The sequence below is a fragment of the Streptomyces sp. NPDC004266 genome (assembly GCF_042874095.1).
Lineage (GTDB): Bacteria > Actinomycetota > Actinomycetes > Streptomycetales > Streptomycetaceae > Streptomyces.
On record NZ_JBIAMM010000004.1, the window covers coordinates 130,312 to 150,490 of the forward strand.

Annotated in this window: 19 protein-coding genes and 1 riboswitch; of the genes, 8 read left to right on the top strand and 11 right to left on the bottom strand. The window is 71.4% G+C overall.

Annotated features, from left to right (window positions below; genetic code table 11):
• Positions 1 to 9 precede the first annotated feature (9 nt).
• The 3 genes from ACFYUZ_RS11785 to ACFYUZ_RS11795 all read right to left on the bottom strand — a co-directional run bounded on the left by ACFYUZ_RS11785 (position 10) and on the right by ACFYUZ_RS11795 (position 3,328).
• Entirely contained in the window at positions 10 to 846 is an 837-nt protein-coding gene (locus tag ACFYUZ_RS11785) for a carbohydrate ABC transporter permease (RefSeq protein WP_389308549.1), read from the bottom strand.
• Positions 847 to 875: 29 nt separating this feature from the next.
• A complete protein-coding gene (locus ACFYUZ_RS11790; protein ID WP_389307966.1) occupies positions 876 to 1,895 on the bottom strand; it encodes a carbohydrate ABC transporter permease in 1,020 nt (339 codons plus the stop codon).
• Between the two features lie 137 nt (positions 1,896 to 2,032).
• Positions 2,033 to 3,328, bottom strand: a complete 1,296-nt coding sequence (locus ACFYUZ_RS11795) for an extracellular solute-binding protein (RefSeq protein WP_389307968.1) — start codon at positions 3,326 to 3,328, stop codon at positions 2,033 to 2,035.
• A gap of 285 nt (positions 3,329 to 3,613) precedes the next feature.
• Between ACFYUZ_RS11795 and ACFYUZ_RS11800 the strand changes: the two genes are divergently transcribed.
• The 6 genes from ACFYUZ_RS11800 to ACFYUZ_RS11825 all read left to right on the top strand — a co-directional run bounded on the left by ACFYUZ_RS11800 (position 3,614) and on the right by ACFYUZ_RS11825 (position 10,735).
• Positions 3,614 to 4,378, top strand: coding sequence for a GntR family transcriptional regulator (locus ACFYUZ_RS11800; RefSeq protein ID WP_123455342.1), 765 nt, complete (start codon positions 3,614 to 3,616; stop codon positions 4,376 to 4,378).
• A 188-nt stretch (positions 4,379 to 4,566) separates the two neighbouring features.
• Complete coding sequence (locus ACFYUZ_RS11805) at positions 4,567 to 4,830, top strand: DUF3311 domain-containing protein (RefSeq protein WP_389307970.1); 264 nt, start codon at positions 4,567 to 4,569, stop codon at positions 4,828 to 4,830.
• Complete coding sequence (mctP, locus tag ACFYUZ_RS11810; protein ID WP_389307972.1) at positions 4,827 to 6,449, top strand: monocarboxylate uptake permease MctP; 1,623 nt, start codon at positions 4,827 to 4,829, stop codon at positions 6,447 to 6,449. Before ACFYUZ_RS11805 ends, mctP begins: the two co-directional genes overlap by 4 nt.
• Positions 6,450 to 6,534: 85 nt before the next feature.
• Complete coding sequence (locus ACFYUZ_RS11815) at positions 6,535 to 7,035, top strand: GNAT family N-acetyltransferase (protein ID WP_389307973.1); 501 nt, start codon at positions 6,535 to 6,537, stop codon at positions 7,033 to 7,035.
• 79 nt (positions 7,036 to 7,114) lie between these two features.
• Positions 7,115 to 7,191, top strand: a riboswitch (cobalamin riboswitch).
• Positions 7,192 to 7,343: 152 nt separating this feature from the next.
• On the top strand, positions 7,344 to 9,722 hold the full coding sequence (locus ACFYUZ_RS11820) for a ribonucleoside-diphosphate reductase subunit alpha (protein ID WP_389307975.1): 2,379 nt from the start codon (positions 7,344 to 7,346) through the stop codon (positions 9,720 to 9,722).
• On the top strand, positions 9,722 to 10,735 hold the full coding sequence (locus ACFYUZ_RS11825) for a ribonucleotide-diphosphate reductase subunit beta (RefSeq protein WP_389307977.1): 1,014 nt from the start codon (positions 9,722 to 9,724) through the stop codon (positions 10,733 to 10,735). Before ACFYUZ_RS11820 ends, ACFYUZ_RS11825 begins: the two co-directional genes overlap by 1 nt.
• 55 nt (positions 10,736 to 10,790) lie before the next feature.
• On the opposite strand, the gene def is transcribed toward ACFYUZ_RS11825, so the two are convergent.
• The 8 genes from def to ACFYUZ_RS11865 all read right to left on the bottom strand — a co-directional run bounded on the left by def (position 10,791) and on the right by ACFYUZ_RS11865 (position 18,087).
• Positions 10,791 to 11,426: a peptide deformylase gene (gene def / locus ACFYUZ_RS11830; RefSeq protein WP_389307979.1), complete on the bottom strand. Its 636-nt coding sequence runs from the start codon at positions 11,424 to 11,426 to the stop codon at positions 10,791 to 10,793.
• Positions 11,427 to 11,493: 67 nt separating this feature from the next.
• Complete coding sequence (locus ACFYUZ_RS11835) at positions 11,494 to 12,474, bottom strand: hypothetical protein (protein ID WP_055600922.1); 981 nt, start codon at positions 12,472 to 12,474, stop codon at positions 11,494 to 11,496.
• A gap of 79 nt (positions 12,475 to 12,553) precedes the next feature.
• On the bottom strand, positions 12,554 to 13,855 hold the full coding sequence (locus tag ACFYUZ_RS11840; protein ID WP_389307981.1) for an HD domain-containing protein: 1,302 nt from the start codon (positions 13,853 to 13,855) through the stop codon (positions 12,554 to 12,556).
• The gene (locus tag ACFYUZ_RS11845; protein WP_389308551.1) at positions 13,852 to 15,234 is read right to left on the bottom strand and encodes an HD-GYP domain-containing protein; all 1,383 of its coding nucleotides are present in this window, start codon (positions 15,232 to 15,234) and stop codon (positions 13,852 to 13,854) included. Before ACFYUZ_RS11845 ends, ACFYUZ_RS11840 begins: the two co-directional genes overlap by 4 nt.
• A 146-nt stretch (positions 15,235 to 15,380) precedes the next feature.
• Complete coding sequence (gene rsrA / locus ACFYUZ_RS11850; protein WP_389307983.1) at positions 15,381 to 15,698, bottom strand: mycothiol system anti-sigma-R factor; 318 nt, start codon at positions 15,696 to 15,698, stop codon at positions 15,381 to 15,383.
• Positions 15,695 to 16,351: a sigma-70 family RNA polymerase sigma factor gene (locus ACFYUZ_RS11855; protein ID WP_030207302.1), complete on the bottom strand. Its 657-nt coding sequence runs from the start codon at positions 16,349 to 16,351 to the stop codon at positions 15,695 to 15,697. The genes rsrA and ACFYUZ_RS11855 overlap by 4 nt, the downstream gene beginning before the upstream one ends.
• Positions 16,352 to 16,605: 254 nt before the next feature.
• The gene (locus ACFYUZ_RS11860; RefSeq protein ID WP_389307985.1) at positions 16,606 to 17,238 is read right to left on the bottom strand and encodes an alpha/beta family hydrolase; all 633 of its coding nucleotides are present in this window, start codon (positions 17,236 to 17,238) and stop codon (positions 16,606 to 16,608) included.
• A gap of 33 nt (positions 17,239 to 17,271) precedes the next feature.
• On the bottom strand, positions 17,272 to 18,087 hold the full coding sequence (locus tag ACFYUZ_RS11865) for an SOS response-associated peptidase (protein ID WP_389307987.1): 816 nt from the start codon (positions 18,085 to 18,087) through the stop codon (positions 17,272 to 17,274).
• Between the two features lie 50 nt (positions 18,088 to 18,137).
• On the opposite strand from ACFYUZ_RS11865, the gene ACFYUZ_RS11870 reads away from it, so the two are divergent.
• Together ACFYUZ_RS11870 and aroA are read left to right on the top strand one after the other, a co-directional pair.
• Positions 18,138 to 18,824: a M50 family metallopeptidase gene (locus ACFYUZ_RS11870; RefSeq protein WP_389307989.1), complete on the top strand. Its 687-nt coding sequence runs from the start codon at positions 18,138 to 18,140 to the stop codon at positions 18,822 to 18,824.
• A gap of 20 nt (positions 18,825 to 18,844) precedes the next feature.
• On the top strand, positions 18,845 to 20,176 hold the full coding sequence (gene aroA / locus ACFYUZ_RS11875; protein WP_389307991.1) for a 3-phosphoshikimate 1-carboxyvinyltransferase: 1,332 nt from the start codon (positions 18,845 to 18,847) through the stop codon (positions 20,174 to 20,176).
• Positions 20,177 to 20,179 lie beyond the last annotated feature (3 nt).

Here is a 20,179-nt window from a genome sequence, read left to right on the forward strand (position 1 = left end):
GGAGAGCCGTTATCCCTTCACCGCGCCGGCGGTCATTCCGCCGACGGCCTTGCGCTGGAGGAAGAGGAAGACGATGAGCACGGGGAGGGCGAAGAGCGTGGAGGCGGCCATGGTGGCGCCCCAGTCGCTGCCGAAGGCGGTCTGGAACTGGGTCAGCCAGAGCGTCAGGGTCTGCGACTCCTTCTCCTTGTTCAGCATGAGGATCATGGCGAACTCGTTCCAGGCGGTGATGAAGCCGAAGAGCGAGGTCGACATCAGACCGGGCGCGAGCAGCGGGAAGATCACCTTGCGGAAGGCCTGGCCGCGGGTGCAGCCGTCGATCTGCGCGGCCTCCTCCAGTTCGACCGGGACGGCGGCGATGAAGCCGCGCAGGGTCCAGATCGTGAAGGGGAGGACCATGACGAAGTAGATGAGCGTCAGCATCGGGATGCTGTTGAGCAGGTCGTTCTCGCGGGAGATCATGTACATCGCGATGACCATGACCTCCCAGGGGGCCATCTGAGCCATCATCACGACGAGGACGATGCCCTTGCGCCCCCTGAACTTGAGACGGGCGATCGCGAAGCTCGCGGCCAGGGCGACGACCAGCGCGAGCAGGACGGCGCCGAGGGTGACCGTGAGGCTGTTGGTGACGTACGTCCAGAACAGGTCGACGCCGGTCGCGGTGCCGTAGTTCTCGAACGTCGGCGTGAAGACGAAGACCGGGTCCTTGGTCATGATCTCGTGCTGCGGCTTCAGCGAGGACGAGAACATCCAGTAGACCGGGAAGACGAACACGGCCGCGAGCACGAGGGCGCCGAGGTTCTTGGCGACCGCGGCGACGGTGAGCGGCTTCCTGGTGCGCAGCTTCTGCGGAGTCGGGGTGGCGGCGGCGCTCACAGCTCCTCCTCCTTCAGGATCAGGCGGAAGTAGAAGGACAGGACCGCGATGAGCATCACGATCGTCAGGACGGAGATGGCGGCGGCGACGCCGTAGTGGAACTGGCCGACGCCCTCGATGTAGGCGAAGACCGGGAGCGTCTCCGAACCGCGGTCGGGGCCGCCCAGGTTCATGGCGTAGACCTGCGCGAACGCCTTGAAGATCCAGATGATCTCCAGGAACGTGGTGATCATGAAGAAGGACTTCAGGTTCGGGAAGACCACGGCCCAGAAGGTCCGCCAGCCGCTCGCGCCGTCCATCTTCGCGGCCTCGTACAGCTCGGAGCCGATGGTGGTCAGGCCGGCGTACATGTTGAGGGCGACGAAGGGGACGGAGCCCCAGACGAGCAGGATCAGGACGATGACCAGGGTGGAGAAGCCGGTCTCGAACCAGTTGTGCTGGTCGTAGCCGGCGAAGCCCAGCGTGCGCATCAGCCAGTTCACGACGCCGAACTGCTCGTCGAAGAGCCAGCGGAAGACCGTGACGGAGGCGACGATCGGCATGGCCCAGGCGAACATCAGGGCCAGCGAGAGGACCAGTCGCATCTTCTTGCCGAGGCGGTTGAGCAGCAGGCCGATGCCCGTGCCGATCGCCATGATGAGGGCGACGTTGACGGCGGTGAAGACGACGCTGCGGACGACGACGGTCCAGAAGTCCGGGTCACCGAGGAGCTCGGTGTAGTTGTCGAAGCCGGTCCAGACCGTCTCGCGGGTGATGAACTCCTTCCGGTTGAGCTGCTGGAAGGAGAGGATCACGTTGCGGATCAGCGGGTAGAGCAGCAGCACCGCCATGGACAACAGGGCCGGCGCGACGAGCAGGTAGGGCAGCACCCCGCTGGGCAGGGAGCGTCTGCCGCGTGGAGGCTGAAGGACTTCCTTCGGGCCCGGAGAGGGTGGCGGAGTCTGAGACTTCCCTGCCGCCCTCCCGGGCGCGTCCTGGGGACCGGCGGTCGCCGTCCCCTGGGAGTCCACGGTCATGGTCTTATTCCTCGCGGTTCTGGGGCTCCCGCGCCCACCGGGGCACGGCCCGGGGGAGCGGGCCGCTGATCACTGCATCGCTGCGACGCGCCGGTGGTGCGGCCGGTGCGTACCGGCCGCACCACCGGGGCTACGGATTACTGCTGGTTGATGCGCTCGTCGATGACCTTGTCGGCCGCCTCGCCGGCCTTCTTGGCGTCCTCGCCCTTCAGGACCTTGGTCATGTAGTCCTTGATCGGGTTCGGGGCGGTCTCGACGTTCGCCCAGCCCGGGGTGACCGGGGTGACCTTGCCGGAGGCGGACGAGGCCGCCATGGCCTCGGCGAAGGAGCCCGGGGCGGGCTTGAACTGCGCGGAGTCGGTGTTGGGAAGCAGCGCGCCCTCGGTGGCGGCGGCGTACTTCGTCATGAACTCCTTGCCGGCGGCGAGGGCCAGCCACTCCTTCGCGAGGTCCTTGTTCTTGGAGCGCTCGGCGATGGCGAGGTTCGAGCCGCCGAGGAAGACGGAGCCCGGCTTGTCGGCGGTCTTGCCCGGGATCGGGAAGTAGCCGAAGTCGGCGGTCTTGCCGGCCTTCTTCATGGCGTCGATCGCGCCGCCGGCCTCCCAGCCGAGGCCGATCCAGGACGCCACGCCGCCCTTGGGGATGATGTCGGTGGACTGCTGCGGGGTCGCCTCGTCCTTGTCCTTCGGAGCGGTCGAGTAGGACGCCAGCTCCTTGTAGAAGTTCATGGCGCTGACGGCCTCGGGGGAGGACAGGTTGCCCTTCCACTTGTCGCCGTCCTTGACCGCCAGGTCGCTGCCCTCGTCCCAGATGAGGCCGGCGAGGACGTACCAGGACTGACCCGGCAGGTAGATGGCCTGCGACTTGGGGTCGGACGCCTTGAGCTTCTTCAGGCCCTCGATCCACTCGGCGCGGGTCTTCGGCGGGGTGACGCCGGCCTTCTTGAAGGCGGCCTTGTCGTAGACGACGACGCGGTTGGCGGCGTACCACGGGGCGGAGTAGAGCTTTCCGTCCAGCTCGTTGGAGGCGACCATGCCCTTGTTCCAGGCGTCGTAGCCGAGCGTGGCCTTGTCGCCGGAGAGGTCGGCGAGGCCGCCGGTGACCGCGTAGCCGGCGGTCTGCGTGTTGCCGAGCTCCAGGACGTCCGGCGGGGTGTCCTCGGAGAGGGCGGTGGTGACCTTCTCCTGGATGCCGTTCCAGATCTGCTTCTCGACCTTGACCTTGACGCCCGGGTGCTTGGCCTCGAAGGCCTTGTTCACCTCGGCCATCCAGGCGTCCGGCGCGGACCCGTCCATGACCCAGACGGTCAGGGTCTTGTCGCCGCCGGCCGTGGCCTTGCCGCCGTCCTTGCCGCTGTCGCTGTCCGAACCACACGCAGCGATGGAGACCATCATGCCCGCGACGCCGATCGCCGCGATGAGCTTGCGCTTCACGCCACCCTCCTCAGGGATGCCTGCAACCCCTGCCCACCGCGCGAAGACATACGTCAGGTAGTGCTCGTGGGGCTGGGACCTGGTCTTTAATGGTTTAGACCAGTACCGGGAGCTTGGCCTAGACCTTTAGGGGTGTCAAGGGTGTATAAGAAGGGCAGTCGCGTCCGTTATCGGACCGACACCTGAGGGAGGGCGACGACCCGTGACCGGTCCGTGCCACCATGTGAGCCGCGACAGACGGAGGAGCCGGTGACGGCAGCAGCACAGGACTCGGGAAGGCAGGCCATGGCCACGGACGCGGGCAGTACGGAGACAGAGAGCGGGACACCGACCCGCACCGCGCGCGTGCCCAAGTACTACCGACTGAAGCGGCACCTGCTCGACATGACGGAGACCCTGCCGCCCGGCACGCCGGTCCCGCCGGAGCGGACGCTCGCCGCCGAGTTCGACACCTCGCGCACCACCGTGCGCCAGGCGCTCCAGGAGCTGGTCGTCGAGGGCCGTCTGGAGCGCATCCAGGGCAAGGGCACCTTCGTGGCCAAGCCCAAGGTCTCGCAGGCCCTGCAACTCACCTCCTACACGGAGGACATGCGCGCCCAGGGCCTGGAGCCCACCTCGCAGCTCCTCGACATCGGGTACGTCACGGCCGACGACACCCTCGCCGGGCTGCTGGACATCTCGGCCGGCGGCCGGGTGCTCCGCATCGAGCGGCTGCGCCTCGCGAGCGGCGAGCCGATGGCGATCGAGACCACCCACCTGTCGGCGAAGCGCTTCCCCGCCCTGCGCCGCTCGCTGGTGAAGTACACCTCCCTCTACACGGCGCTCGCCGAGGTCTACGACGTGCACCTCGCCGAGGCCGAGGAGACCATCGAGACCTCCCTCGCCACCCCGCGCGAGGCCGGTCTGCTCGGCACGGACGTGGGCCTGCCGATGCTGATGCTCTCCCGTCACTCGCTGGACGCCCAGGGCGAGCCGGTGGAGTGGGTGCGGTCCGTCTACCGCGGCGACCGGTACAAGTTCGTGGCGCGCCTCCAGCGCCCCAACGGCTGAGCCCCCGACGGCCGGACCCCCGCGGGGACGGACCCCTCGTACGGCGCGAACGGCCGCACCCCGGCGGGGGGTGCGGCCGTTCGGCGTCGAATCGCTTCCGTTATGCGGACAGGGGTTCCCAGCACGGGAGCAGTCCCCTAGATTTCCCCAGCACTATCGAGGTGATCAGCGAGGGGACGGGAATCGCCATGTCAGAAGCGTCAGATGTGACACAAGGGAAGCAACCGACCATCACACCCCTGCGGGTGGTGATCGCGCTCTGCCTGTTCGCCCCGTTCGTGGCGATGCTCTGGGTGAGCTCCTACGCGAAGGTCGAACCGCTCTTCGCCGGCATCCCGTTCTTCTACTGGTACCAGATGCTCTGGGTGCTGATCTCCACGGCGCTCACCATGATCGCGTACAAGCTGTGGCAGCTGGACCAGCGTGCCCGCAAGGGAGGTGACGCGCGATGAAGGACGGCGTGAACGGCGTGGCGCTCGGCGTCTTCGTCTTCTTCTTCCTGGCCGTCACGGTCATGGGCTTCCTGGCCGCGCGCTGGCGCAAGGCCGAGAACGAGCACAGCCTCGACGAATGGGGCCTGGGCGGACGGTCGTTCGGCACCTGGGTCACCTGGTTCCTGCTCGGCGGCGACCTCTACACGGCGTACACCTTCGTCGCCGTCCCCGCGGCCATCTACGCGGCGGGCGCGGCCGGCTTCTTCGCCGTCCCGTACACGATCCTGGTGTACCCGCTGATCTTCACCTTCCTGCCGCGCCTCTGGTCGGTCTCGCACAAGCACGGATACGTCACCACCTCCGACTTCGTGCGCGGCCGCTTCGGCTCCAAGGGCCTGTCCCTCGCGGTGGCGGTCACCGGCATCCTCGCCACCATGCCGTACATCGCCCTCCAGCTCGTCGGCATCCAGGCCGTCCTGGACGTGATGGGCGTCGGCGGCGGCGAGGACACCCACTGGTTCGTCAAGGACCTGCCGCTGCTGATCGCCTTCGGCGTGCTGGCCGCGTACACGTACTCCTCCGGCCTGCGCGCCCCCGCGCTCATCGCCTTCGTCAAGGACACGCTGATCTACATCGTCATCGCGGTGGCGATCATCTACATCCCGATCAAGCTCGGCGGCTTCGACGAGATCTTCACCAGGGCGGGCGAGGCCTTCGCGCAGACCAACCCGGCGACCGGCAAGCCGCGCGGCGCGCTCGCCCCCGGCGAGGCGGGCCAGTGGACGTACGCGACGCTCGCGCTCGGCTCGGCCCTCGCGCTCTTCATGTACCCGCACTCCATCACGGCGACGCTGTCGTCCCGGAGCCGTGAGGTCATCCGCCGCAACACCACGATCCTGCCGCTGTACTCGCTGATGCTGGGTCTGCTCGCGCTGCTCGGCTTCATGGCGATCGCCGCCGGCATCAAGGTCAAGAACGGCCAGCTCGCCATCCCGCAGCTCTTCGAGACCATGTTCCCGGACTGGTTCGCGGGCGTCGCGTTCGCCGCGATCGGCATCGGCGCGCTCGTCCCGGCCGCGATCATGTCGATCGCCGCGGCCAACCTCTTCACCCGCAACATCTACAAGGACTTCATCAAGAAGGACGCCACCCCGGCCCAGGAGACCAAGGTCTCCAAGCTGGTCTCCCTCCTGGTGAAGGTGGGCGCGCTCGTCTTCGTCCTCACCATGGACAAGACGGTCGCGATCAACTTCCAGCTGCTCGGCGGCATCTGGATCCTGCAGACCTTCCCGGCGCTCGTCGGCGGTCTGTTCACCCGCTGGTTCCACCGCTGGGCGCTGCTCGCCGGCTGGGCCGTCGGCATGGTCTACGGCACGGCCGCCGCGTACGGCGTCGCCAGCCCGACCCAGAAGCACTTCGGCGGCTCGGCCGCCGAGATCCCCGGCATCGGCGAGATCGGCTACATCGGCCTCACCGCCTTCGTGCTCAACGTCGTCGTCACGGTCGTCCTGACCTTCGTCCTCAAGGCCGTCAAGGCCCCCGAGGGCGTCGACGAGACCTCCCCGGAGGACTACACGGCGGACGCGGGCGACCCCGGTGTCCACGAGATCCCGAAGGTCGGCGCCGCGACGCACTGACCGCGCGACACCCCGCAGGGGCCCGGGACCTCACCATGAGGTCCCGGGCCCCTGCGCGTGCGACCGGCGCGGCAGACTGGGGCGCATGGACTTCACGATCAGGGCGGTACGGCCCGAGGAGTACGAGGAGCTCGGCGACCTGACCGGGCTGACCTATCTGAACGACGGTCTGCTGCTGCACGGCGAGGACGACTTCTACCTGGCGGTGCTCCGCGACACGGCCCGGCGGGCGCGCGAGAGCGAGGTGCTCGTCGCCCTCGACGCGGACGACACCGTCATCGGCGGGGTGACCTTCGCGGAGGGCGGCACCGCCTGGGCGGACATCGCCGCCCCCGGCGAGGCCGAGTTCCGCATGCTCGTGGTCGCGCCGGCGGCCCGCGGCAGGGGCGTCGGAGAGGCCCTCGTACGCGCCTGCGCGGACCGCGCGCGGGCCCTGACCGGATGCGCGCGGCTCGTGCTCTCCACGGGCGCCAAGATGGTCGCGGCGCACCGGATCTACGAGCGGATGGGCTTCGTCCGCACCCCCGAACGGGACTGGGAGCCGGTCCCCGGCCACTTGCTGCGGACGTACGCCCTGGAGCTGTAGCCCCGGGACCGACACAACATGTGGGGGGTGCCACGAGCGGCGCCCCCCACATGTATGCTCGTCCTCGCTGTCGACGCAGGGGAATCCGGCGCGAATCCGGAACTGTCCCGCAACGGTGTGCTTCGTGCGGTTTCGTACGCGGTGAGTCCGAAGACCTTCCGGCAGCGCGCCCGGTCCGTCCGTTCCGGGTGCCACAGACGTCCGGGCCTCGCGGAGTGGGCCGGTGGACGCGGCGCGCCCGCGCGTACGGGTGCCCGCCCGCCCACCTCCCCGCCCGCGCGCCCCGCCGAGCGAGGGAGAGCCCCCACGTGACCATCGCGCCCGCCGATCCGGCTTCGGCCGAGGCTTCCGCGGTCGAGAGCGACGGCCCCGGGACCGTACTGCTGCGGACCCTGACCGACCTCACCGCCGATCTCCCCGACACCGACCCCGGCAAGGTCGCCGCCGCCGCGCTCCGCGGCCGCAGCGCCACGTCGGACGAGGCGGAGCTGCGCGAGCTGGCCACCGAGGCGGCCGCCGGCCTGATCGCCGAGGACCCGGCGTACTCCCGGCTCGCCGCCCGGCTCCTCACCCTCACCATCACCGACGAGGCGGCCGGCCAGGGCGCCGTCTCCTTCGCGGCCTCCGTCGCCGTCGGTCACCGCGAGGGCCTCATCGCCGACCGCACCGCCGAGTTCGTCGCCCTGCACGCCGCGCGGCTCGACGCGACGATCGACGCGGCCGGCGACGACCGCTTCGGCTACTTCGGTCTGCGCACCCTCTACTCGCGCTACCTGCTGCGCCACCCGATCACCCGCAAGGTGATCGAGACCCCCCAGCACTTCATGCTGCGCGTCGCCTGCGGTCTCGCCGAGGACGACAGCGTCCGCGCCCTCGACGAGGTCGCCGCGCTGTACGGCCTGATGAGCCGTCTGGACTACCTGCCGTCCTCCCCCACGCTCTTCAACTCCGGCACCCGCCACCCGCAGATGTCCTCCTGCTACCTCCTGGACTCCCCGCAGGACGAGCTGGACTCCATCTACGACCGCTACCACCAGGTCGCGCGCCTCTCGAAGCACGCGGGCGGCATCGGCCTGTCGTACTCCCGCATCCGTGCCCGCGGTTCGCTGATCCGCGGCACCAACGGGCACTCCAACGGCATCGTGCCGTTCCTGAAGACGCTCGACGCCTCCGTCGCCGCCGTGAACCAGGGCGGCCGCCGCAAGGGCGCCGCCGCGGTCTACCTGGAGACCTGGCACGCGGACATCGAGGAGTTCCTGGAGCTCCGCGACAACACGGGCGAGGACCAGCGCCGCACGCACAACCTGAACCTGGCGCACTGGATCCCGGACGAGTTCATGCGCCGGGTCAACGCCGACGCCGAGTGGTCGCTGTTCTCCCCGGCGGACGTGCCCGAGCTCGTCGACCTGTACGGCGAGGAGTTCGACGCCGCCTACCGCAAGGCCGAGGCGGCGGGCCTGGCCCGCAAGACGATGCCGGCCCGCGACCTGTACGGCCGGATGATGCGGACCCTGGCCCAGACCGGCAACGGCTGGATGACCTTCAAGGACGCCTCGAACCGTACGGCCAACCAGACGGCCGAGCCCGGCACCGTCGTCCACTCCTCGAACCTCTGCACCGAGATCATCGAGGTCACGAACGACGGCGAGACGGCCGTCTGCAACCTCGGCTCGGTCAACCTCGGCGCCTTCGTGTCGGGTTCGGACATCGACTGGGAGCGGCTGGACGAGACCGTCCGCACGGCCGTCACCTTCCTCGACCGGGTCGTCGACATCAACTTCTACCCGACCGAGCAGGCGGGCCGCTCCAACGCCAAGTGGCGCCCGGTGGGCCTCGGCGCGATGGGTCTCCAGGACGTCTTCTTCCAGCTGCGGCTGCCGTTCGACTCGGCCGAGGCACGCGCCCTGTCGACCCGTATCGCCGAGCGGATCATGCTCGCCGCGTACGAGGCCTCCGCCGACCTCGCCGAGCGCAGCGGCCCGCTCCCCGCCTGGGACAAGACCCGCACCGCGCAGGGCGTCCTGCACCCCGACCACTACGACGTGGAGCTCAACTGGCCGGAGCGCTGGGCCGCGCTGCGCGAGCGGATCGCCGCCGTCGGCATGCGCAACAGCCTGCTCCTCGCCATCGCGCCGACGGCGACCATCGCCTCGATCGCGGGCGTCTACGAGTGCATCGAGCCGCAGGTCTCCAACCTGTTCAAGCGCGAGACGCTGTCCGGCGAGTTCCTCCAGGTCAACTCGTACCTCGTCGACGAGCTGAAGAAGCTCGGCGTGTGGGACGCGCAGACCCGCGAGGCGCTGCGCGACTCCAACGGCTCGGTGGCCGGCTTCACCTGGGTCCCCGCCGAGGTCCGCGAGCTGTACCGCACGGCCTGGGAGATCCCGCAGCGCGGCCTCATCGACATGGCCGCCGCCCGCACCCCGTTCCTGGACCAGTCGCAGTCGCTGAACCTGTTCATGGAGACGCCGACGATCGGCAAGCTGTCGTCGATGTACGCGTACGCCTGGAAGCAGGGCCTGAAGACGACGTACTACCTGCGCTCCCGCCCGGCCACCCGGATCGCCCGCGCGGCCCAGGCCGCGACGACCGCCGCCGCCCCGATCCCCGTCCAGCAGGCGGCCCCCGACGCGGACGCCATCGCCTGCTCCCTTGAGAACCCCGAGTCCTGCGAGGCCTGCCAGTAATGAGCTCCACCGAGAAGAACCTGCTCGACCCGGGCTTCGAACTGACCCTGCGTCCGATGCGCTACCCGGACTTCTACGAGCGCTACCGGGACGCCATCAAGAACACCTGGACCGTGGAGGAGGTCGACCTCCACTCGGACGTCGCCGACCTCGCCAAGCTCACCCCCGGTGAGCAGCACATGATCGGCCGGCTGGTCGCGTTCTTCGCGACGGGCGACTCGATCGTGGCGAACAACCTGGTCCTGACGCTGTACAAGCACATCAACTCCCCGGAGGCGCGCCTGTACCTGTCGCGCCAGCTCTTCGAGGAGGCCGTGCACGTCCAGTTCTATCTGACGCTGCTCGACACCTACCTGCCCGACCCGGACGACCGCGCGGCGGCCTTCGACGCGGTGGAGAACATCCCGTCGATCCGCGAGAAGGCGCAGTTCTGCTTCAAGTGGATGGACTCGGTCGAGAAGATCGAGAAGCTGGAGACGGCCGCCGACCGCCGCCGCTTCCTGCTGAACCTGATCTGCTTCGCGGCGTGCATCGAGGGCCTGTTCTTCTACGGCGCCTTCGCGTACGTCTACTGGTTCCGCTCCCGCGGTCTGCTGCACGGTCTGGCGACGGGCACCAACTGGGTGTTCCGCGACGAGACGATGCACATGAACTTCGCCTTCGAGGTCGTGGACACCGTCCGCAAGGAGGAGCCGGAGCTCTTCGACGACGCGCTCCAGCAGCAGGTCACGGACATGCTGAGGGAGGCCGTCGAGGCGGAGCTGCAGTTCGGCCGCGACCTGTGCGGCGACGGCCTGCCGGGCATGAACACCGAGTCGATGCGCGAGTACCTCCAGTGCGTCGCCGACCAGCGCCTCCAGCGCCTCGGCTTCCCGCCGGTGTACGGCTCGGAGAACCCGTTCGCGTTCATGGAGCTCCAGGGCGTCCAGGAGCTGACCAACTTCTTCGAGCGCCGCCCGTCCGCCTACCAGGTGGCGGTCGAGGGCTCGGTGGACCTCGACGAGGACTTCTAGCCGGTACGGCGAAGGGCCCCGCACTCCGAGGAGTGCGGGGCCCTTCGTCATGGGGTCAGTCGTTCGCGACGACCGGGTAGCGCGGGGTGCCCTCCGCCATCTGGCGCAGGGCGTCCTTGCGGTCCCGCTTCGACAGCTTGTCGATGTACAGGAAGCCGTACAGGTGGTCGGTCTCGTGCTGGAGGCAGCGGGCGAAGTAGCCGGTGCCCCGGACCTTGATCGGGTTGCCCTGGGAGTCCTGGCCGTGCACCACCGCGTAGTCCGGGCGGGCCAGCTCGGCGTACGCCGTCGGCACGGAGAGGCAGCCCTCGTTGGACTCGTCGAGGTGACGCTGCTCGGCCGGCAGCTCCTGCAGGACCGGGTTGACGACGTGGCCGACGTGCCGGACGCCCTCGTCGTCCATGCAGTCGTAGACGAAGACCTTCAGGTCCACGCCGATCTGGTTCGCGGCCAGGCCCACGCCCTCGGCGGTGCGCTGGCTGGCGAACATGTCGTCGATCAGCTGCGCGAGCTCGTCGTCGAACTCGGTGACGTCCTTGCACTCCCGGTGGAGCACGGGGTTGCCGACGACCGTGATGGGCCGGGACGTGCCGCGCTCGCGGTGGGCACGCTCGCGCTCCTCGCAGTCCTCCGTGTCCACGACGAACCCGTCGTCGATCTGCGTCTGCTCGTCCGTGTCCTGCTGCGCCATGTCCGGCCGCGCCCTTCTGAAAACCCGATTCCGTCGAAGGACAGCCTACGGGGCCACGAGCGGACGCTCAGCAGACCTCTTCGAGATCACGCCACTCGCGGCTGTCCGGGCTGTCCGCGACCCAGCCGTCGAGGAGGCCCCGCACCAGACCCGCCGGGGCCGCGATGCCGCACTCGCGCTCGGGCACCCACAGCTCGCCGGGCGAGCGGTGGCCCAGCGGACCCGGGTGGCCCGGCTCGCTGTGGTCGTGCGGGTCGGAGTGCTCACCCTCGCCCTCGGCGCTCGGCATGGTCGACTCCGAGCAGGCACGGCAGAGCAGCCGCACGGAGGACGACCAGTCCTCGGCGGCGAAACCTGCCTCGGCGGCGAGCTGTTCCAGGGCGTCCCGGTCGGCCTCGGTGGCCGCCTCCAGGAGCACCACCCAGGTGGGGACGGGCGAGGGCGCCCACAGCTCGATCTCGTCGAAGACGGGGTAGGAGGGGCCGGCGGTGGTGGTCCGCTCGCCGTTGGGCACGCCGTCGTGGAGGACGACCTCGCCCCAGCGGCGGCCGGAGGAGGGCAGCGGGATGGAGAGGACCTCGATCCGGGCCGGGTCGAGCCGGCGGCCCCACACGACCTCCGCCTCGCCCTCGGGCGAGAGCCGGACGGCGGCGCTGCCCAGCTCCATGCCGGCGGGCTCGCCGGTGCCGGCCGCGGCGCCGGGCACCTTCAGTCCGTAGGCCTGCCAGGCCCGGCGGGCCAGCGGCCAGTCCTGGAGCGCGGTGGCGGCGATGCCGACGTTCCACCAGTCGGGGGCGCCGCTCTCCTTGTCGAGCAGCGCGACCGCGCGCAGCCCGGCGGCCCGGGCCTGCTCCCAGTCGTGCCGGAACTTGTGCAGCAGCGCCAGATTGAACCAGGACTCCGAGAGCCAGGGCTCCAGATCCGCCGCGCGCGTGAGCAGTGCGCCCGCGTCCTCGTACCGGCCGTCGCCGATCAGCGTGAACGCGCGGTCGGTGGCCTGCCGCCACGAGGCGGAGGGCCGATGCCGTACCTTCCCGAAGATCTTCACGATTCCCGCCTGCCGGTCGCTTCACCCTCTTGTTCGCATCCAACCATGCCCGGTCGGACGCGCGCTCATTACCCATGGGTTACCCAGGGACGGCGGAGGTCACCCCAGCGGCTCCGCCCCGTGCCAGGACCCTGGCCAGGCATTCGACGACATCCGGGTGATAGTCGCGGGCGGTGCCGAGCCTGAGCCGCTCCAGGGCCCCGAGCGCGGCCGCCGCCCCCTCGCCCGTCCCGGCGCCCGCGAGGTCGTCGTAGGCGTTCACGGCACGGACGATCCGGGCGGGGAGCGGCTGCTCGCGGTACGGCTCGGCCTGCCGCTCCACGACGACGGCGACGGCCTCGGGGACCCCGGTCCTGCGGACGACCTCGCCGCCCAGGAGGGCGATCCGGCGCTGCTCCTCGGCCGGGAGGAGGGCGGTGGCGCCGCCCGCGACCGGGTCGACGAGGGAGAGCTGGCCGATGTCGTGCATGAGCGCCGCGTGCTCCAGGACGGCCAGCTCGGCCCCGGACAGGCTGAGCTCGCGTCCGACGGCCGCGCTGAGGGCGGCGACCCGGCGGGCGTGCCCGGGCGGGGTGCAGCCGGCGATCTCGGTGGCGCGGGCGAGGGAGGCGATGGTCTGCCGGTTGACGGTCCGCACGGCCGCGTACCGCCGGAAGGAGACCTGGGTGAGCAGGAGCGGGACGGCGAGCACGGGCAGCGCCCAGAGTCCGGCGGCGGCGACGCCGAGCGCCATGACGGTGCCGGTGGCGCAGACGGCGGAGCCGATGCCGAGGACGGCGCGGAGTTCGTCGCGCAGGAGGGGGCCGTACGGGAATCCGGTGCGGGCGCGCAGCAGGAGGGCGGCGAGCACGGCGTCGCACAGGACGGTCAGGACGAGCAGGAGGACCAGGAAGAGGGCGTACGCGGGGCCCTGGCCGAGGTGCTCGGTGACGGCGCCCGTGTTGTAGAGGGGCTGGAAGCAGAGCGCGGCGAAGCCGGCGGTGAGGACGCGGCGGGCGAGGTGGTCGAGCCCGGGGCCCCGGCCGCGGGCGATGTGCGGGACGATCCCGGCGAGGCCCGCGGCGACGACGACGGCGACGGTCTGCGGGGCGCCGTGGGTGGTGGCGGTGCCGGCGCTGGTCCCGAGCAGGGCGTACGCGAGGGCTCCGGCGGCGGCGAGGGGCGCGGACTCGCTCCCCCGTGGCTCTTCGGCCGCGGGAGGCGTCCCCGTGCCCGGCGCGGCGCCCCAGCGGGCGAGCTCGCCGAGGGCGATGAGGGTGCCGAAGGCGAGGGCGTGGCCGGGTTCGTCGAGGCCGTGCCAGAGGGTGCTGCCGAAGCCGGCGAGGCCGAGGAGGAGGGCGGCGCCGTGCACGGCGCCGACGGTGAGCGCCCCGGGTCTCACGCGTGCTCCTCGGCGGGTGCGGGGAGGGGGCCGCGCGCCGGGGGGAGCGGTCCCGTCCGTGAGGGGCTCGCGGCGGTCTCGTCGGCGGTGACGGCGGGCTGCCAGCCGTACCGGTCCAGGGCCTGGACGAGGGCGGCGACCATGCGGGGGTCGAACTGGGTGCCGGCGCAGCGCTCCAGTTCGGCGAGGGCGGTGGGCACCGGGCGGGCCCGGCTGTAGCAGCGGGTGGAGGTCATGGCGTCGAAGGCGTCGGCGACGGCCACGACCCGGGCGAACTCGGGGATCTGCTCCCCGTGGAGCCCGTACGGATAGCCGCTGCCGTCCATGCGTTCGTGGTGGTGGAGGATCGCGGCCCGCGCCTCGCCGAGGAAGCCGATGCCGCGGACCATCTCGTGGCCGTACTCGGGGTGCAGTTCGATGACCCGGCGTTCCTCGGGGGTGAGGGGTCCGTCCTTGGTGAGCACCCGGGTGGGCACGCCGAGTTTGCCCACGTCGTGCAGGATGCCGGCGAAGCGGACGACGTCGAGGCGGTCCTCGGCCATGCCGAGCTCACGGGCGATCAGGACGGAGGCCTGGCCGACGCGTTCGCTGTGTCCCCGGGTGTACCGGTCCTTGATGTCGACGGCCTGGACGAGGGCGCGGATGGTGGCCTGGTGGGCGGCGCGCTCACGGTGGTACTGGGCGAAGACCCAGCAGGAGATGTACATGGGGAGGAGCACGAAGAGTGCCGCGACGGGGCCGTACGTGCTGCGCCAGAGGACGGCCATCATCAGTCCGGCGAGGCCGTGGACGGTGTGCGGGGTGAGGGACCGGCCGAGGAGGCCGCGCCAGGCGGCCCGGGGCGGGAGTCCGCCGGCGGTGGCCCGGATGCCGCCGTCGAGGGCGGTGAGGACCAGGCAGAAGACGAGGGCGGCGGCCCAGGCGGGCAGCAGCGCGTACGGCAGGTCGGGGGCGTCCGGGCCCCGGCCGAGGGCGGCGGGGCCGCCGAGGGCGCCGGCGGTCAGGGCGGCGGCCCAGGCGGCGAGGGCCGCGGCGGCGGCCCGCCAGGCGCGGCGGGGTGCGGCGGGGGGTTCCTCGACGCGGGCGAGGAGGCTGCCGGGGATCGCGGTGAGCGCGGCGGCGGCGGGCGGCAGGAGCAGGGCGGCGGCGAGGAGGACGGGGAAGAAGGAGCCGGGGCCCACGGGGAGGGAGCGGCCGAGCGCGCGGCCGATGAGCCGGCAGCGGGCGGGCAGCTCGCAGAGCGCGTACAGGGCGGCGAGGAGCGCGACCGTGCCCCAGGGGACGGCCGCGCCGGGGCGCAGGGCGGGCAGGACGCACGCTCCCGCGCCGAGCAGGGCGCAGCCGATGTACGCGCGGGCCGCTCGTGGAATGACCTTCACGCCCATCACGCCTGTCACGCTAGCGAGTCGGGCGGGCGGTGACGGCGCGGTCGGAGCGATTCGCACCATCGGGTGATACAAACTGACATATGCGCGAGGCCGCCGCGAGCGGTGCGCGACGGCCTCGGTTCCCGGTACGGGGGGTGCTACTCCTGCGGGGCCGGCGTCGTCGGGGCGCTCGTCGTGATGTCCTGCTCGGGCACCAGGTGTCCGGCGCGGATCAGGTCGATCCGGCCCATGACCTTGGCGCGCAGGTCGGTGGGGACGTCGTCACTGCCGCAGCAGCGCTTGACGAGCTTCTTCACCGCCTGCTCCAGGCCGTACTTCTCCAGGCACGGGGAGCACTCCTCGAAGTGCACCTCGAACTTGGTGCAGTCGCTGTCGGGCATCTCATGGTCGAGGAACTCGTAGAGATGATCCAGGACCTCTGAGCAATCCGTCTCGTGCGGCTCTCCGCAGCTCATGAGCCCGAGCCTTTCAGATCGTTCGACGACTCTCCGGCGCCCGCGGGAACCAGCCCGCGGTCGCGGGCGTAGTCCTCGAGCATGCCGCGCAGCTGGCGGCGGCCCCGGTGCAGTCGGGACATCACCGTACCGATGGGTGTCCCCATGATGTCCGCGATCTCCTTGTACGCAAAGCCCTCGACATCGGCGAGATAGACGGCGATGCGGAACTCCTCGGGAATCGCCTGGAGCGCTTCCTTCACGTCGGAGTCCGGGAGGTGGTCGAGCGCCTGCGACTCGGCGGAACGCAGACCGGTCGACATGTGCGACTCGGCGCGGGCGAGCTGCCAGTCCTCGATCTCCTCGGCGGCGCTGCGCTGGGGCTCGCGCTGCTTCTTGCGGTACGAGTTGATGAAGGTGTTGGTGAGGATGCGGTACAGCCACGCCTTGAGGTTCGTGCCCTCACGGAACTGGTGGAACGATCCGTACGCCTTGGCGTAGGTCTCCTGCACCAGGTCCTCCGCGTCCGCGGGGTTGCGCGTCATGCGCAGCGCGGCCGAGTACATCTGGTCGAGGTAGCCGAGGGCGTCCCGCTCGAAGCGCGCGTTGCGCTCCTCGGTCGTCTCCTCGGGGCCGTCGTCGGTCCCTGTGTCGGTCCCAGTGACCGGACCCACCTCCTCCAGCGCGGCGGCGAGCCCGAGGGCGGACCCGCTCGTTTCGGAGGATAGACGAGGAACCGCTCCGCCCGCCGCCCGAATCGGGGCGGTCCTGGGAGCGGGCAGCACTGTCCAGGCGAGGTCAGCGGCCTGCGCACGCTCTGGGCAGATGGTCGAACCCATGCGACGGACTCCCTCTTCCTTGCTCTCACACCGACGCTCTCCACAACAGCGACCCCCCGCTCCGCATTCCCGGTGCGCGGGGGTGGATGTCAACGCAGGGCGGCGAGCCACGCGGTGACGCCGTCGACGAGACCGGCGAGGGCCTCGTCCTGGCTCAGCGGCGCGCGCCCGGGGACGGCGAAGCCGTGGTCCCCGTACGGGACCTCCACGAGTTCGTACGGCCCTTCCGGATACTCCTCGGGCCGCCCGAAGGGGTCGTTGCCGCCCTGGACGACGAGGGTGGGCAGTCCGGTGGAGAGGAGCTCCTCGGCACGGGACCTCTCGGGCTTCCCCGGTGGGTGGAGCGGGAAGCCCAGGGCGAGGACGGCGAGCGCGCCGAGCTCCCGCCCGGTCCGGCAGGCGACCCGGGCGCCGGCGCTGCGGCCGCCCGCCACGACGGGGAGGCCGGGGGCGGCGAGGGACGGCCAGAGGCCGCGCCAGCCGGTGTCGAGGGTCTTGGGCGCGGGCGCGACCTTCTTCCCGGCGACCCGCCAGGGCTGCTCGACGAGGGCGACGGTCACGCCGTGCGCGGGCAGCGCCCCGGCCAGGGCCTGGAGGTCGCGGGCCTCGACGCCGCCGCCGGCGCCGTGCCCGAGGGCGAGGACGGCCCAGGGCTTCGTCCCGGCGTACCACGTGATGCGTGCCTCACCGGCGTCGGTGGGGACGGTCTCGTACTGTGTCACGTCCCCATCCTGCCGTGCGGCCCGGTCCGCACGTCAGAACAGCGTGCCGACCTCCGGTCCGGCCAACTCCTCCAGGAGTTCGGGGCCGTTGTTGCGGACGTTGCTGACGGCGGTCGCGACCGGGTAGGCCCGCATCAGGCCCTCGGGCGGCGGGGCGAGGAGTCCGCGCAGCTCCTCGGGGGCGGTGCGCGCCGGGTCGAGCCAGGCGTCCCAGCGGTCCTCCGTCAGCATCAGCGGCATCCGGGGGTGGATGTCGTGGAGCGAGCGCGGGCCCTCGGCGGGGGCGACGCCCAGCGGTCCGGTCTCGGCCTCGGTGGTGATCACCGAGCAGGTCACCCACCACGCGGAGGGGTGCCCGTCGGGCAGGGTGCGGTCCCGCCAGAACTCGTAGAGCCCGGCCATCGCGAAGACGGAGCCGTCCGCCGGGGTCACGAAGTACGGCTGCTTCCGGGGCCGCTTCTTCTTCCCCTCGACCTCCAGCTCGCGCTCGGCGGTCCCGGTCACCCACTCGTAGTAGCCGTCGGCGGGCAGGATGCACCGCCGGGCCTGGAAGGCGCGCTTGAAGGAGGGCTTCTCGTCCACGGTCTCCGCGCGCGCGTTGATCATCCGGGCGGCGCCCTCCGGCGACTTCGCCCAGGACGGCACGAGCCCCCATTTCAGCGCGCGCAGCTGGCGAACCGGGCGCGGGGACTCCGCGTCCTTCACAGGACGCTCCAGAACGGCCCAGACCTCTTTGGTGGGGGCCACGTTCCAGTCGGGGGCCAGGGTCTCCTCCGGCTCCCACTTCTCGACCCCGAAGAGATCGACGAGGTCCTCGGGCCGCCGACTCGATGCATACCGTCCGCACATACGTGCCAGACTGCCACGATCCCGACCACGAGCGAGGAGCAGTCCGCCAAATGACCGAGGTCCTCGGCACCCAGCCCGCTCCCGACACGTGGATCGTCTACGTCACCGCCGCCTGCGCGCTGGGCCTGGTCGCCCTCCGCCGCCTCTGGCTCCCGGCCCGCAACGCGATCACCATCGCCCACGAGGGCGGCCACGGCCTGGTGGCCCTCGCCACCGGCCGCCGCCTGCAGGCGATCCGGCTGCACTCGGACACCAGCGGACTGACCGTGTCCCGGGGCCGCCCGACCGGCCTCGGCGTCGTCCTCACCCTCGCCGCCGGCTATCCGGCGGCCCCGCTGCTCGGGCTCGGGGGCGCCGCCCTGCTCGGCACCCGCCACGTCACCCTGCTGCTCTGGGCCGCGACCGCCCTGCTGCTCGCGATGCTGGTGATGGTCCGCAACGCGTACGGGATCCTCACCGTCGTCCTGACGGGCGCCGCCTTCCTCCTCGTCTCCTGGCTGACCGGGCCGGACGTCCAGGCGGCCTTCGCGTACGCGGCGGTCTGGTTCCTGCTGCTCGGCGGCGTCCGCCCGGCCTTCGAGCTCCAGGCGAAGCGGCGCCGCGGCGGCGCCCCCGACTCGGACGCGGACCAGTTGTCGCGGCTCACCCAGGTGCCCGCGGGCGTGTGGCTGTTCTTCTTCCACACGGTCTCGATATCCGCCCTGATCGGCGGCGGGCGCTGGCTCCTGGGCATCTGACTCCCCCGTACAGTGAGTCCATGACCGCAGCAGCCTCCGCGCACACCGACCCGCCCACCGACCTCTGGCCCGCCCCGTACGCCCGCGGCGCCGTCGACGCGACCGTCACCGTGCCCGGATCGAAGTCGGTCACCAACCGCGCCCTGGTCCTCGCCTCGCTCGCCGCCGAGCCGGGCTGGCTGCGCCGCCCGCTGCGCTCCCGCGACACGCTCCTGATGGCCGAGGCGCTCCGTACCCTCGGCGTGAAGATCGAGGAAGGGGTGGGCCCCGACGGTTCCGGCGAGGCCTGGCGGATCATCCCCTCCCCGCTGCGCGGCCCCGCGACCGTCGACGTCGGCAACGCGGGCACGGTCATGCGCTTCCTGCCCCCGGTCGCGGCCCTCGCCGACGGGCCGGTGCGCTTCGACGGCGACCCCCGCTCCCACGAGCGCCCGCTGCACGGCGTGATCGACGCGCTGCGCGCGCTGGGCGCCCGGATCGACGACGACGGCCGGGGCGCGCTCCCGATGACCGTGCACGGCGCCGGCGGCCTGGACGGCGGCACCGTCGAGATCGACGCCTCCTCGTCCTCCCAGTTCGTCAGCGCCCTGCTGCTCTCCGCGCCCCGCTTCAACCAGGGCGTCGAGGTGCGGCACGTGGGCGGCCGGCTCCCCTCGCTCCCCCACATCCGGATGACGGTCGACATGCTGCGCGCGGTCGGCGCCCAGGTCGACGAGCCGGAGCACGGCGGCGCCCCGAACGTGTGGCGGGTGACGCCCACCGGGCTGCGCGGCCGGGACCTCGTCGTCGAGCCCGACCTGTCGAACGCGCAGCCGTTCCTGGCGGCGGCCCTGGTGACCGGCGGCCGGGTGACGATCCCCGACTGGCCGGAGCGGACCACCCAGCCGGGCGACGAGCTGCGTCGGATCTTCACCGAGATGGGTGGTTCCTGCGAGCTCACCGAGGCGGGCCTGACGTTCACCGGCACGGGCCGGATCCACGGGATCGACGTGGACCTCGGCGAGGTCGGCGAGCTGACCCCCGGCATCGCGGCGGTCGCGGCCCTCGCCGACTCCCCGTCGACCCTGCGCGGAGTGGCCCATCTGCGGCTGCACGAGACGGACCGGCTCGCGGCGCTCACCAAGGAGATCAACGAGCTGGGCGGCGACGTGACGGAGACCGAGGACGGCCTCCACATCCGCCCGCGCCCGCTGCACGGCGGCGTCTTCCACACGTACCACGACCACCGCATGGCGACGGCGGGCGCGATCATCGGCCTCGCGGTCGAGGGCGTGGAGATCGAGGACGTGGCGACGACGGCGAAGACCTTGCCGGACTTCCCGACGATGTGGACCGAAATGCTCGGGGTCTGAACC